This window comes from Auritidibacter ignavus (assembly GCF_003703835.1).
GTDB classification, from domain to species: domain Bacteria; phylum Actinomycetota; class Actinomycetes; order Actinomycetales; family Micrococcaceae; genus Auritidibacter; species Auritidibacter ignavus.
The window spans coordinates 116,511-131,279 of sequence record NZ_RDQR01000003.1 but is presented as its reverse complement, the minus strand read 5'-3'; the positions used below and the strand labels follow the sequence as shown (position 1 = coordinate 131,279).

General features: G+C 58.8%; 11 protein-coding genes. 9 read left to right on the top strand and 2 right to left on the bottom strand.

Annotated features, from left to right (window positions below; genetic code table 11):
* Positions 1–51 precede the first annotated feature (51 nt).
* From DYI20_RS03170 to DYI20_RS03140, 7 genes are all read left to right on the top strand, one after another.
* Positions 52–1,434 carry a glycine--tRNA ligase gene (locus tag DYI20_RS03170; protein ID WP_122548858.1) on the top strand — a complete coding sequence of 461 codons (1,383 nt, stop codon included), beginning with the start codon at positions 52–54 and terminating at the stop codon, positions 1,432–1,434.
* On the top strand, positions 1,435–2,376 hold the full coding sequence (locus DYI20_RS03165) for a GNAT family N-acetyltransferase (RefSeq protein ID WP_122548857.1): 942 nt from the start codon (positions 1,435–1,437) through the stop codon (positions 2,374–2,376). It abuts the gene before it with no gap.
* Complete coding sequence (locus tag DYI20_RS03160) at positions 2,330–3,724, top strand: YibE/F family protein (protein ID WP_244924647.1); 1,395 nt, start codon at positions 2,330–2,332, stop codon at positions 3,722–3,724. Before DYI20_RS03165 ends, DYI20_RS03160 begins: the two co-directional genes overlap by 47 nt.
* Before the next feature lie 134 nt (positions 3,725–3,858).
* Positions 3,859–5,358 carry a CoA-acylating methylmalonate-semialdehyde dehydrogenase gene (locus DYI20_RS03155; protein WP_122548855.1) on the top strand — a complete coding sequence of 500 codons (1,500 nt, stop codon included), beginning with the start codon at positions 3,859–3,861 and terminating at the stop codon, positions 5,356–5,358.
* A gap of 26 nt (positions 5,359–5,384) precedes the next feature.
* Positions 5,385–6,461, top strand: coding sequence for an enoyl-CoA hydratase/isomerase family protein (locus DYI20_RS03150; protein WP_122548854.1), 1,077 nt, complete (start codon positions 5,385–5,387; stop codon positions 6,459–6,461).
* Positions 6,462–6,466: 5 nt separating this feature from the next.
* Entirely contained in the window at positions 6,467–7,351 is an 885-nt protein-coding gene (gene mmsB, locus DYI20_RS03145; RefSeq protein ID WP_122548853.1) for a 3-hydroxyisobutyrate dehydrogenase, read from the top strand.
* Between the two features lie 66 nt (positions 7,352–7,417).
* Positions 7,418–8,203 (top strand): enoyl-CoA hydratase-related protein, encoded by a 786-nt coding sequence (locus DYI20_RS03140; protein WP_122548852.1) that lies wholly within the window; start codon positions 7,418–7,420, stop codon positions 8,201–8,203.
* Positions 8,204–8,294: 91 nt separating this feature from the next.
* Here DYI20_RS03140 and DYI20_RS03135 read toward each other — a convergent pair whose 3' ends face one another.
* On the bottom strand, positions 8,295–10,067 hold the full coding sequence (locus DYI20_RS03135) for an AMP-binding protein (RefSeq protein ID WP_122548851.1): 1,773 nt from the start codon (positions 10,065–10,067) through the stop codon (positions 8,295–8,297).
* Positions 10,068–10,183: 116 nt separating this feature from the next.
* On the opposite strand from DYI20_RS03135, the gene DYI20_RS03130 reads away from it, so the two are divergent.
* Positions 10,184–11,377, top strand: coding sequence for an acyl-CoA dehydrogenase family protein (locus tag DYI20_RS03130; protein WP_243857808.1), 1,194 nt, complete (start codon positions 10,184–10,186; stop codon positions 11,375–11,377).
* A gap of 66 nt (positions 11,378–11,443) precedes the next feature.
* Positions 11,444–13,018 carry a fatty acyl-CoA synthetase gene (locus DYI20_RS03125; protein WP_208392294.1) on the top strand — a complete coding sequence of 525 codons (1,575 nt, stop codon included), beginning with the start codon at positions 11,444–11,446 and terminating at the stop codon, positions 13,016–13,018.
* Here the strand turns inward: DYI20_RS03125 and DYI20_RS03120 are convergent.
* Positions 13,007–14,734 carry an AMP-binding protein gene (locus DYI20_RS03120; protein ID WP_122548849.1) on the bottom strand — a complete coding sequence of 576 codons (1,728 nt, stop codon included), beginning with the start codon at positions 14,732–14,734 and terminating at the stop codon, positions 13,007–13,009. The genes DYI20_RS03125 and DYI20_RS03120 overlap by 12 nt on opposite strands.
* Positions 14,735–14,769: the final 35 nt, after the last annotated feature.

The following is a 14,769-nucleotide window of genomic DNA, read 5'->3' as shown; positions in this document are numbered from 1 at the left end:
ACACTCATACCACCTTTGTCCCGCGCGAGCCCGCGCAGAAAGTGAAGCTTCATGGCTGCCCCGTCATCTCCTCTGGACCAGGTTATTAATCTCGCCAAACGGCGTGGATTCGTGTTCCAAGCCGGTGAAATTTACGGTGGCTCGCGTTCAGCCTGGGACTATGGACCACTGGGCGTCGAGCTGAAAGAGAACATTAAGAATCAGTGGTGGCAGACCTTTGTTCGTGGGCGTGGCGATATGGTCGGACTGGACTCGTCCATTATTTTGCCCCGTCAGGTCTGGGAGGCCTCCGGCCACGTCGAGACCTTCACGGACCCGCTGGTGGAATGCACGAGCTGTCACCGCCGGCAACGCCAAGACCACCTCGAGGAAGCTTTCGAAGCCAAGCATAACCGTGTTGCAGAATCCATGGCAGAAATCGTCTGCCCCGACTGTGGGACTCGTGGCCAGTGGACCGAACCTCAGTTGTTCTCCGGACTGGTCAAAACCTATCTGGGGCCGGTTGATAATGAGGAAGGCCTGCACTACATGCGCCCGGAGACTGCCCAGGGCATCTTCGTGAATTTCCTGAACGTGCTCAATGCCTCCCGGAAGAAACCACCGTTTGGTATCGGCCAGATTGGTAAAGCCTTCCGTAACGAGATCACTCCGGGTAACTTCATCTTCCGCACCCGCGAATTCGAACAGATGGAAATTGAATATTTCGTCCATCCCGACGAGGCTGGCGAACACTTTGACCGGTGGGTTGATGACTGCTTCAACTGGTTCGTTGATCTCGGCGTCAACTCCGACAACCTGCGTAAGTTCGATGTTCCTGCCGAAGACCGGGCACACTACTCGGACGGCACCATCGACTTGGAGTATCGTTTCGGTTTCCAGGGTTCTGAGTGGGGCGAACTGATGGGTATTGCGAACCGGACCAACTATGACCTGTCGCAACACACCGAGTATTCCGGTACCAAGATGCAGTACTTCGACCAGGGCACCAACGAGCGGTACACACCCTATGTGATTGAACCCTCCTTCGGTCTCACACGCTCGCTGATGGCCTTCTTAGTGGATTCCTACCGCGAAGACGAAGCCCCCAACACGAAGGGTGGGGTTGATGTGCGCACCGTACTGGGCCTGGACCCCCGATTGGCACCGATTAAAGCCGCCGTGCTCCCGCTGTCGAAGAAATCCGAGCTACAGGTCCCGGCTAGCCAGCTGGCCGACACCCTGCGGAAACGCTGGAATGTCGATTACGACGAGTCCGGGGCGATCGGGCGTCGCTACCGTCGTCAGGACGAAGTTGGTACCCCGTACTGCATCACCGTCGACTTTGACACGCTCGAAGACCAGGCCGTGACGATCCGTGAACGTGACTCGATGAACCAAGAACGTGTGAGCCTTGACCAGGTGGAGAACTACCTCAGCACCAATTTGGGTATCTAAATGACACCAGGCGACGATATTCACATCCGGCCTTGGGCAGAAGGCGACGACCTGAAGCTTCTCGAAGTTTTCGCCGACGTCGCCTCGCCCCAGCAAGCTGCCGACCGACTCATTCTTGCCAGGGCCACCACCGAGCCCTTCGGCATCACTTTGGTCGCTGAACGCGACGGTATTGCCATCGCTGCCGGTGGTGTGCGAGAGCAACCCATCCACCCCCAACGGCACTGGGTATACCTCGAAACTGCTCCGCTCGAGCGTCGTCAAGGATTTGCCGGCCTGCTCTTGGAACGGTTGGGTGAGAACATCCCGGCAGGTAGCGAGCTCAAGGCCCGGTCGGTGGCCGGTGATACCGCCACCGAATCCTTTTTAACCCGGCACGGGTTCTCCCGCATCAACACCGCTCGCAGGGTGCTGATTGGACCCGGTGGACTACAAACTCCCACCTTCAGCGAGAATGGTGAGGACGGTGCCCCAGTGTTAGAAGAACTCGGCACCGGTTCCGTTGAGCTCTCTCAAACGGTCGCGACCTTCTACAATGCCGTGCATGCTAGCTGGGATCCCAGCGAAATCAGCCTGACCAAGGCTCAACAGCTTTTCCTGGCACCTGAAACTGCAGCGACCGGCGCTGTGGTAGTCCGAGACCGCCCCAAAGCGCACTCGGGTACCATTCAGGCATTCGCGATCTCTTACCTGGTGGAAAGACCGGACGGAGCCGAGCACGATGAACGGCAACCGGCCGAGGTGCTCATGGGATGGAACCCGGAGGCTCCCGACCCGCACACCGCCGTGAGAAACTTACTCGCCATGCTCACCGGAACATACCCGATTCAGCTCGAAACCGATGAGTCACTCACCGCGCTCAACCCGGTCATCGACGAGTTGATTGACTCCGGCTATGCCACCGTGGAAGCAACTCATCACCTGTGGGCCACGGATGGCTGATCACCGTCGCCGTTCACATCGAGCAACCACTGCTGGGCACCCCCGCAACGAGACGGAGACTGGGACCCCGCACGCCGGGCACGGCCACGGCCTACCGGCCGGGCCCAGCGCCGATGGACTGGTGGCTGGCACCTCCAGTCGCAAAAAGCGCCGTGTCATCGGGTGGCTGACCGGAATCCTGGCCCCGTTGACCTTGGTGCTGATCATCGGCATGGTGCTGTTGTGGCCCTCCGGCAGCTACCGGGAACTGACCCTCGACGACCCCTACGGCACGACCGAGAACTTCACCATCACACCGGCCACCGTCATCGAAACGGCGGAACGAAGCTGTCAAGACCAAAACCAGGTGATGGAATCAACCACCGGGGCTCCCATGACCCTGCCCGATTCCGAGACCGGGGCTAGCCCAGACTGCCACACCGCTTGGGTCAATCCCGATGGAGGTGGCAGTGAACGAGTCGAAGTGGAGATCCCGCCCCAGGTCTCGGCTTCGGCCAGCATTGAGGTGGGAGACCGACTGAAAATCCTGCGCCCCAACGCCTCGTCGGGATTTGACACCTCGGTGGCCGATTTCGTCGACTTCGAGCGCACCGTACCGATCGTGCTACTGGCCGGCCTCTACGCGCTGGTGGTCGTGCTGGTGGCCCGGTGGCGCGGGGTGCGCGCGATCATCGGACTCGTCGCCTCCTTCGCGGTGATCTTCTTTTTCATGATCCCGGCACTGCTCGAAGGCGGCCCACCACTGTGGATTGGACTCGTCGGGTGCTGTTTGATCATGGTCGCTGTGCTCTACTTCGCCCACGGTTTCTCTCTACGGACCACCACCGCCTTGCTCGGCACCCTCTTAGGCCTGGGCTTGACCGCAGGATTGGCCATTTGGAGCACCGATGCCGCCTATCTGACCGGGATGGGTGAAGAAGAATCCTTCGTGCTCTCCTCGGTCGTGCCCGATATTCGGCTCTCCGGCATTGTGCTCTGCGGACTACTTATCGCCGGGCTGGGAGTGCTCAACGACGTGACCATCACCCAATCCTCAGCAGTCTGGGAACTGCAAGCCGCCAACCCGCAGGCCAGCGCCAGGGAGCTCTTTAGCGCCGGCATGCGCATCGGCCGGGACCACATTGCCTCTACGGTCTATACCATCGCCTTTGCCTATGCCGGATCAGCGTTACCGGTCATGATGGTGATCTCCATGTACGAAACCGGACTGGGCACCATCCTGGTCTCCTCCGAACTGGCCGAAGAAGTCGTCCGGATCTTGGTGGGATCGATCGGACTGGTCTTGGCCATCCCGGCCACCACCGCCATTGCCGTTGTGGTGGCCAGGGCCGTCAGCAGTGACTCTTAACCTCCAGCCCGTGGTAGTGTGATCCGGGGCACAACTCGTGCTAGATTCAGAGATGAACCCTGTCCTGTACGCTCGTACAGTTTGCAGGTGTGTGGCATGAATCGGTAGCACGACGGGAGAAAGAGGTCTCGATCATGGTTCAGCAACTTAGTCACTACCTCAATGGTGCACGGGTACCGGGGTCATCCGGTGCCTTCAGTGACGTCTACAACCCCTCCACGGGAGAAGTTCAAGCTCAGGTCCCGCTGGCCAGTGTCGACGAGGTTCGGGAGGCAATCGCCCAGGCCAAACGAGCCCAGCCCGCGTGGGCAGCCACCAACGCCCAGAAACGAGCTCGGATCATTTCGCGATTCGTGGATGTCGCATACCAGCACGAAGACGAGCTGGCTGAATTGCTCTCGCTGGAACATGGCAAGATTTTTGACGATGCCAAGGGAGATTTGCAACGTGGGCTGGACGTGATGGAATTCGCCACTGCAGCCCCGCATCTGCTGAAAGGCGAGTACTCGACCGGAGTCGGCACCGGCATCGATGTCTACTCCATGCGCCAGCCGTTGGGCGTGGTCGCCGGCATTACCCCGTTCAACTTCCCGGCCATGATCCCGTTGTGGAAGGCCGCCGGCGCGATTGCCTCCGGTAATGCCTTCATCCTCAAGCCCTCCGAACGAGACCCTTCGGTGCCCCTGCGGCTGGCGGAGCTGTTCACCGAGGCTGGGCTGCCCGATGGCATCCTGCAGGTCGTTAATGGCGATAAAACCGCCGTGGATGAGATCCTGGACCACCCAGACATCAAGGCCGTGGGCTTTGTGGGGTCCACCCCGATTGCTGCCTCGATCTATTCCCACGCTGCCGCGAAGGGCAAGCGCGCCCAGTGCTTCGGTGGGGCGAAAAACCACATGGTGATTATGCCCGATGCCGATATGGACCAGGCCGCCGATGCACTGATTGGGGCGGCTTTTGGTTCGGCCGGTGAGCGGTGTATGGCCATCTCCGTGGCGGTGCCGGTCGGCGTTGAGACACATCAGATCATTCGCGATAAGGTCCTGGAACGCGCCCAGCGACTCACCGTGGGACACTCGCTGGCTCAGGACTCCGATTTCGGTCCGGTCGTCTCCCCGGAAGCCAAAGAACGCATTGAAGCAGCCATCGCCCGCGGTGTGGATGAGGGTGCCGAGCTCATCCTGGATGGCCGCCATCCCAAGGTCGCCGATTATCCCAATGGCTTCTATATCGGTGCCACCATTTTCGACCACGTCACTCCCGGGTCCTCACTGCACGCCGATGAGATCTTCGGTCCGGTGCTGTCCATTGTCCCGGCCGCCGACTATGACGCAGCGGTGGAGATCATCCACGGCCACGAGATGGGCAACGGTGTGGCGATCTTTACTCGCGACGGTGACGCTGCTCGGGAATTCGCCGCTGGGATTGAGGTGGGCATGGTCGGTATTAACGTGCCCATCCCGGTTCCGATCGCCTATTACACCTTCGGCGGCTGGAAAGCCTCGGGCTTCGGGGATCTCAATCAGCACGGTCCCGATGCGTTCCGGTTCTATACCCGCACCAAGACCGTCACCCAACGGTGGCCATCCGGTATCAAAGACGGCGCCAGCTTCGTGATGCCCACCGGCAACTAACACCCCACCACGAAAGGATCACGAAGATGACCGAGAACCATTCCGAACACGTCATAGCAGAGGTCCGTGGATCACTGGGCATCATCACCTTGAATAAGCCCCAGGCGATGAACTCGCTGTCACTGGAGATGGTCCGCACCATCACCGCGACACTGCAGCAGTTCCGCGAGAACTCTGCGGTGGTCTCAGTCGCGTTGCGCGGCGCCGGCGATCGCGGTTTCTGTGCCGGCGGGGACGTGGTGGCGCTGTACCACCAGGTCGTCGATGATCCGCGTGATGCCTCGCCGTTCTTCATTGCGGAGTACCAGCTCGACCACGCCATTTCGGTCTACCCTAAGCCGGTGCTGGCCGTGATGAACGGTGTGGTGCTCGGTGGGGGAGTGGGCCTGGCCGGCCCCAGCTCCCACCGGATCGTGACCGAGACGACCCGGCTGGGTATGCCAGAAACCGGGATCGGTTTCAGCCCCGATGTGGCTGGAGTCAACTACCTAGCCCAGGCGCCTGGACTGCTGGGACGCCACCTGGCACTGACCGGTGCACACATTTCAGCTGCCGATGTCCTACATATCGGAATGGCTGATTATTTCGTCAACGACGAGTCCATCGAGGAACTTTTGGACGCGGTGTCTCAGATCAGCACCGCAGACCAACTGGACCCGACCATCCGGCAGTTTCAGGCTGAGCCGGGCCAGTCAGAGCTGGCCGCCCAGGCGGAATGGATCGACCGAGTCTACGACGCAGACACCGTGGAACAGATGCTGAGCAATGTGAGTGGCTTGGTGGAAAACCACCCCGACCACCCGGCCGGAAAGGCGCTCCGAGCACTACAGCGTAATTCACCGACCGGGATGAAAGTGGCTTTAGAAGCCGTCAAACGGGCCGGAGACCAGACCATTGGTGAAACCCTGGCTCAAGATTTGCGGACCACCATGAATGCTGCCTATGGCCACGACTTGCGCGAGGGTATTCGCGCTCAACTGGTGGATAAAGACCGCAACCCGCGGTGGAAACCGGCTGAGCTCTCGCAGGTCAGCCAACAGCTGGTCAACAGCTTCTTTGACCCTGTCGATGGGGTAGCAGATCTAGAACTCAACGAAGGATGAACCTGATGAACATCGCGTTTTTGGGATTAGGAAATATGGGGGCCCATATGGCCCGCAACCTGCTGGAGGCCGGCTACCAGGTGACCGGTTTCGACGTGGTTCCCGCTGCCGTGGAGCGTGCCGCCGAGGCGGGGATTGCCCCGGCCGAGTCAGGAGAGGCCGCGGTGCGCGACGCCGAGGTGGTGATCACCATGTTCCAAAACGGGCAACAGGTGTTGGATGCCTATCAAGGCTTACTAGCTGCCGCGCCGGAGAACACGCTGTTTATTGACTCGTCGACTATCAGCGTCGATGAAGCCCGTCAGGCTGCAGAACAGGCTCGTCAGGCAGGCCACCGCCCACTGGATGCTCCGGTCTCGGGCGGCATGTCCGGTGCTGAGGCAGGAACCTTGACTTTCATGGTGGGTGGCGATGCCGAAGCGTTTGCCACGGCCGAACCGCTTTTCCAGGCCATGGGACGCAAGATTGTGCACTGCGGTAACTCCGGTGCTGGACAAGCGGCAAAAGTCTGTAACAACATGCTGTTGGCGGTGACCACCATTGGCGCCAGTGAGGCCTTCGCGCTGGGACAGAATCTGGGGCTCAGCGACCAGGCACTGTACGATGTGCTGTCGACTTCGGCGGCACAATGTTGGGCCGTGACCACCAACTGCCCGGTGCCCGGCCCGGTGGGGACGGCCCCGGCCGATCGGGGCTACGCCCCGGGGTTTGCAACCGCGCTGATGGCCAAGGATCTCGGGTTGGCGCATGCGGCGATTGAAACCACCGGGACCTCGGCTTCGTTCGGGGAAGCAGCCTACGAGGCATACCGTCAGTTCAACGAGCTAGATGGTGGTGCCTACTCAGGACAGGACTTCTCAGCGATCATTAAAACTATTCGCCAGAGTTGACCTCGTGATGACGACGAGAAAGCACAAAACAACGAGACCCACCACTGAAAGGTAGATGACGAGACGATGACTGAGTCCAGCGAAGAGATTATTCTGACCGAAGTCCAAGACCGGATCGGAATGATCCGGCTCAACCGTCCTCAGGCCCTGAATGCACTGAATGCCGAGGTCATGACCGCGGTGGTGGACACCGTCACAGGTTGGGAAAAAGACCCCCAGATCATGGCTGTCGTCATTACGGGCAACGAGAAAGCCTTCGCTGCTGGTGCTGACATTAAAGAAATGTCGACCAAAACCGCAGTAGAGATGGCGCGCAACGACTGGTTTGCCGATTGGGACGCCTTTGCGAATCTACGGATCCCTACCATTGCTGCGGTCAACGGGTATGCGCTCGGTGGTGGCTGCGAGCTAGCCATGATGTGCGATATTCTCATCGCCGGTCCCTCCACCAAATTTGGTCAGCCTGAAATCAACCTCGGTGTCATCCCCGGGATGGGTGGTTCCCAACGACTCACCCGAGCGGTCGGAAAAGCCAAGGCCATGGACATGGTGCTGACCGGTCGGATGATGCCAGCCGACGAAGCAGAACGCGCCGGTCTCGTTTCACGACTAGTCGACGAGGATGAAAAGGTTTTTGACACCGCGATCGAGGTGGCCGGAACCATCGCCTCGAAATCGCGTCCGGTGGTTCTGGTCGCCAAGGACGCGGTGTCTGCTGCCTTTGAGACCACCTTGCAACAAGGTGTGCTCTTTGAACGCCGGACCTTCCATAGCCTGTTCTCCCTGCAGGACCAGAAAGAGGGCATGGCCGCCTTTAACGAAAAGCGCAAACCTGAATTCACAGATCACTAAAAATCCCCACACATACAGGATCCGCCGGTTGGTGTCCTACCAGCCGGCGGATCCTGCTGTGCTGAGGGCTGAAGTCCGGGAAATCGGTCAGTTACGCGGTGACATCCGTGTCGGAAAACTCGTGGTTGTACCCTTCGGTGCTGGTGCGCGTGGCACGAGCTTGATCCGTGAGTTCGCCTTCCTCACCGTGGAATTCCCGCTCTTTTGCACGCAATTCAACACGGCGGATTTTGCCCGAAACCGTCTTGGGCAACTCGGCGAATTCCAGCCGGCGAATCTTGGCATACGGAGGCAACACCGTGGAAGTGTGAGCGAAAATCGATGCCGCGGTCTCAGCAGTCGGCTCGTGCCCGGCGGCCAACACCACATAGGCTTTCGGCACCGAGAGTCGAATCGGATCTGGGGATGGGACCACCGCCACCTCGGCCACTGCCGGATGCTCAATCACTGCCGATTCCAATTCGAAGGGGGAGAGCTTATAGTCAGAAGCTTTAAACACGTCATCGGCTCGACCAATATAGGTGAAGATTCCCTGCTCATCTCGCTCCATGATGTCACCGGTGTGGTAGTAGCCACCGCGGAACGCTTTGTCGTTCTTCTCCGGGTCCTTATAGTAGCCCTTCATCAGCCCTACCGGCTGAGGGTCGGCAACCAGGCATACCTCGCCCTCTCCTGCCCCTTCGATGAGCTCATCGGTGGCCGGATCGATCAGGACCACCTCAAAGCCGGGGAGGGGCCGGCCTACGGAACCGGGCTTGAGCTCCTGGCCGGGAGTATTAGCGATCTGCAACGTGGACTCGGTCTGTCCGAACCCGTCGCGAATGTCTCGATTCCAGTCTTCGCGGACTTTATTGATCACCCGGGGGTTCAACGGTTCACCGGCAGCAACAACTTTGTCGGGTGGATTCTTCAGTTTGGTCAAATCCGCCTGAATCAGCATCCGCCAAACCGTCGGCGGAGCGCAGAAACTCGTCACCCCTTCGTCATCCATAACCTGCATCAATTTTTCGGCATCGAAGCGTGAATAGTTGTAGAGGAAGATCGTCGCTTCAGCGATCAACGGGGCAAAGAAATTCGACCAGGCGTGTTTTGCCCACCCTGGCGACGCGACATTGAGGTGAACATCTCCGGGTTCTAAACCGATCCAATATACCGTGGTGAAATGCCCAACCGGGTACGAGAGATGGGAATGAGCCACCATTTTGGCCCGTGATGTGGTCCCGGAGGTGAAATACAACAGGACCGTGTCATCAGCAGGAGTTGGTTGATCCGGTGTAAAGGCGATGTCCGCATCGAACGAGGCAACGTAGCTGAACCGGGGGTGGGCCACATTCTGCGCTTCGGTGTCCGACCTCGTGGTTCCGGTGGTGATGACCGTCATCTCACCGGTGACGGCCTCGAACTTCTCTGCGTTATCTGGGTTGACCACAACCCAGCGAGCCTCGGAACGATCAATGCGCTCCTGTAGATCATGGGGCGAGAGCATCACCGTGGTTGGTAACAGCACCGCCCCCAATTTGATGCCAGCCAGCATCGTTTCCCACAGCTCCACCTGGTTATTGAGCATCACCATCACGCCATCGCCACGCTGTACACCCAGAGAACGCAACCAATTGGCAACCTGCGAGGAGCGGTCGGCCAGTTCTCGATATGTCAGTCGCGTCGAGGAACCATCCTCTTCAACGATGACTAACGCGTTGTGATCCCCGCGTTCGGTCTCATAGGCCACGTGGTCGACCCAGTCTAGGGCGAAATTGAAGTGCTCAAACTCTGGCCACCTGAAGTTCTCTCGGGCGCTCTGGATATCGGTGCGGTAGCTAAGAAGTTGATCGCGGGCTGCGCGAAATGTCTCGGTAGCTGACATGAGGATTGTTCTCCTTGCCAAGGATGGAAACAGGGGGATGGAATCACAGGCTGTACAAGTGTATAGTTCCAACTGGAGTGATACAGCTCACTTTATAGTTTCGAGAGAGGATGTCAATGACTTCGACCGTGGACTGCGACCCTGAGCTTCGTCTCCCTTTCCCTGATGCGGATCTGCTCGATGTTGCATCGTTGCTGACGGCTGATGAACGTCAAGCTTTGCGTGCCGTGCGATCCTACATGCAGGACGTGGTTCGCCCGGTGATTGTCGACTACTGGAACCGTGAAGAGTTTCCTTTTGAGTTGCTTCCGGGGATGGCTGAGGTTGGGCTCGCCGATGTGGCTTTACAGGACCGGTCCTGGCTCTACCGTGGGCTCGTCTACTCCGAAGTGAGTCGTGTCGATGTCTCGCTCGGGGCGTTGGTGGGTATTCATAATGAGCTCATTGTCGGTATGGTCAACCAATTGGGGTCTGAGGCTCAACGACAGCGGTGGCTACCAAAACTCACCCGTTTTGAGGCGGTCGGGTCGTTTGGAATGACCGAGCCGGATCACGGGTCCGACATCGCCGGGGGTTTGGAAACCACTGCCACCCCGGTTGAGGGTGGATGGGTTATTAATGGTGCCAAGCGCTGGATCGGCGCCGGGACTTTCTGTGATTTTCTCTTGGCCTGGGCCAAGGATGCCGCTGATGGTTCGGTGAAGGCTTTCCTGATTGACTCATCGACCCCAGGGTTTTCGGCCGCAAAGATTGGGCATAAGATCGGTCTGCGCGTGATGCAAAACGCGGACATCACCCTCGATAACGTCTTGGTTTCCAGCGATGACATGCTCCCCGGAGTGGTCGGCTTTGACTCCGCGAACGAAATGTTGCGCAATTCCCGGGTCTGGGTCGGCTGGCAAGCCGTCGGCGCCCAGCTGGGTGCCTTTGATGTGATGCGAAACTATGCGCTGAATCGACAACAATTCGGTCGTCGGTTGGTGAAGTTCCAGCTCATCCAGCAAGGTCTTGCAGACCTGATCTCCAATGCCCATGCATGTCTGGGCATGATGATGAATATTGCTCGCTTGCAAGAAACCAACCAGATCGAAATGGTCCATGCCGCCATGGGTAAGGCGACCGGGTCTCGGCTGTTGCGAGAATCGGCGGCGATTGCGCGCAACGCGCTGGGTGGTAACGGGATCCTATCGACCTATGAAGCAGCCAAGATCTTCTGTGATGCCGAGGTGATACACACCTATGAAGGCACCTATGAGATCAACTCGCTGATTGTGTCTAGGGCGGTGACGGGGCACTCTGCTTTCGTGTAGAGTCGGCCGTGTCACACCGTGTTTTCTCTCACATAGTATCCCAAAGAACCTCATAAAAAGGGCCCCATGAAAACCAGTGAAATGATTCAACGTGCCCGCTTGAACACCATTGGGCAAGCTTTGCACCGGGTAGCTGTCGGATCGCCCGATAAGCCAGCTCTGAAATATCTGCAACGCGAATTTAGTTATCGAGATCTAGACGATGCGGCCACCATCACCGCTCGTCTGCTGATCGAAGCCGGGGTGAAACCGGGTGACCGCGTGGCTTCCTATGCCAAGAACTCCGATGCCTTTGTGTTGGCATTCTTTGGGTCTTTACGGGCCGCTGCAGTTCACGTGCCCATTAACTTCGCCCTCACCGGTGAAGAGTTGGTACATGCGTTGATTGACTCCGGGTCCACCTATGTCTTTTGTGATCCAGACCAATATGACAAAGTCGAGGAAGTTCGTGGTGATACGGCCGTGCAACAGGTGACCTTGCTCCACGGGGACATGGACTCGCTACTGGCTCGGGTGCAGTTGATTCTCGAGGATCCTGAGCAACGCCAGGCCTACACCTCTGGTGAGACACCGGATAGTCAGGCACAATCTAGTGACGTAGTGCAACTGCTCTATACTTCCGGAACCACCTCGCGCCCGAAGGGTGCGATTCACACGCACGAATCGTTGATGACCCACTATGGTGCGGTGCAACAGGCTCTGGACTTTACGCCCCAGGATCGTCCTGTGGTGTGTATGCCGCTTTATCACTCGGCCGGGCTCCACGTGTTTTTGACCCCTTATCTGCTGATGGGGGTAACCGTTCGACTCCTAACCGTTCCGGATATCTCAGAGATCTTGGCGAAGGTGGAAGAAGACCGGGCCACCAGCTTGTTTTTAGCCCCGACCGTTTGGGTGCCGTTGTCGCAGCATCCAGAGCTGGAACACCGGGATCTCTCCTCGCTGACGCACGCCTACTACGGAGCCTCTATCATGCCGGTCACGGTGCTCCAAAGACTGCGGGAGGCTTATCCGAAAATCGGGTTCTACAACTGCTTCGGTCAATCTGAAATGGGGCCGCTCGTTTCTGTCTTGCGTCCAGAAGACCATGATGAACGGCCGAAATCCGCGGGTCTACCGTTACCCACGGTGCAAATCCGGGTGGTGGACCCAGAAGGACAGCCGGTCCCTGAAGGAACCCCGGGGGAGATTCAGTATCGTTCGCCGCAACTGTGTCGGGGCTACTGGAACCGAGATGAGGCTACTGCCGAAAGCTTCGCCGATGGCTGGTTCCACTCCGGAGATCAGGTCGTGCTCGATGAAGACGGCTACATTGAGGTGGTCGACCGGATTAAAGATGTCATTAACACCGGCGGTATTCTGGTTGCCTCTCGCGAGGTCGAAGATGCCATCTACCGTCACGACGCCGTTGCGGAAGTTGCGGTCATTGGACGCCCCGATGAGAAATGGATCGAATCCATTACCGCCTATGTGGTGCTCAAGCCCGATCAGCAGCTCGACGCTGACGAGCTCAAAGAGTTCCTGCGTCCCATCTTGGCCGGGTTCAAAATTCCTAAGAGTTACGAGTTCGTTGACGAGCTACCCCGGAATCAGTCCGGCAAAATTCTCAAGCGTCAGCTCCGGGGGGGCCTAAGACCGTAACTGGGCCTCAGCAAACTCGACGTTGAACCCTTCGGTAACCACGGGCGGAGTCTTCTGCCCATCGTCACCGTGGAGTTCTTGTTCTTGGCGACGTAATTGCACCCGTCGGATCTTGCCGGAGATCGTCTTGGGTAGCTGCGAGAACTGGAAGCGACGAACCCGGCCGTATGGTGGCAGTGTCTCACGACCGAACTCATAGATGGACCGCGCGGTCTCTTCGGTAGGTTCATAGCCTTGAGCCAAAACGATATAAGCCTTCGGCACGGCCATACGAATGGCATCCGGTGAAGGCACCACGGCAACTTCCAGCACCGCGGGGTGCTGGATGAGCCCGGATTCCAGTTCAAAGGGCGAGAGCTTGTAGTCGGAGGCTTTGAACAGATCATCGGCGCGGGACACGTAGGTGTAGACCCCAGATTCATCGCGCTTCATCACGTCCCCGGTGCGGTACACGCCCTGTGAGAAGGCTTCGGCATTACGCTCATCGTCCCGGTAGTATCCCGGGGTTAACCCACCCGGTCGTGGGTCAAGGCGGAGAACGACCTGGCCTTCACCGGGGCCGGAAATGATGTCTTCGGTGTCCTGATCCATCAGCTCGACCTGGTAGCCCGGCAACGGGCGACCCAAAGCCCCCGGGGTGAGCTCTTGGCCGGGGGTGTTGGCGATTTGGAGCGTGGTTTCGGTCTGCCCATAACCGTCGCGAATATCCACGCCCCAGCCGCGCCGGACGTGTTCGATAATGCTGGCGCTGAGTGGTTCCCCAGCCGAGAGTGCAACCGTTGGAGGAGTGGACAGTTGGGTCAGATCTGCCTGGATCAGCATTCGCCACACGGTCGGAGGAACACACAGGGAGGTGACCTGCTGGCGATCCATTAACTCCATCAGCGCCTCAGGATCAAAGCGACGGTAGTTGAATACCAGAATGGTGGCCTCGGCAATCCAGGGTGTAAAGAAGCTGGACCAGGCGTGTTTGCCCCAGCCCGGGGAGGCGATATTCAGATGGACGTCTCCGGGACGCAACCCCATCCAATACAGAGTGGAGAAGTGCCCTACTGCGTAGGAGTACTGCGTGTGAGTAACCATCTTCGGTTCCGAGGTGGTCCCGGAGGTGAAATAGATCAGCATCGTCTCCGCCGCTTCGGTCAGCCCCGGATCGGTCAGCTCGCCGGTGGCCTCGCGGGTGAACCCGTGGGCCTGATCTGTGGCCTCCCCAGTGGTGATCAAACCATCGAGCTGGTCGGCACAGTTGGCGAATTTGTCGAGATTGTCCGTATTGGTCATCGCCCAACGCACTTGGGCGCGTTGCAGACGAGAGATAATGGCCTGGGGAGCCAGCATCGTGGTGGTGGGCAGAACGACCACACCGAGCTTGATCGCCGCCAGCATGGCTTCCCACAGCTCGACCTGGTTGTCCAGCATCAGCATGAGCTTATCGCCACGGCGCATGCCCAGGGATTGGAACCAGACCGCCACGCGGGCAGCGCGCTCCGCGAGCTCGCGGAAGGTCAAGGAAATGTCTACGCCGGCCTCGTTGGCAATGATCAGAGCTGGTTGATCGCCACGGACGGGGTCGGCGGCCAGCTGGTCGAACCAGTCGGAGGTGAAATTGAAGTGGTCGATCTCAGGCCACGAGAAGCTCTTGCGTGCTTGGTCGAGATCCTCACGTAAACGTAGCAGGTCATCTCGGTAGGCTCGGTAGGTCTCCGTGACTGTCATCAACACACACCTTTCGTGGCTTCAATCTTGGCTCG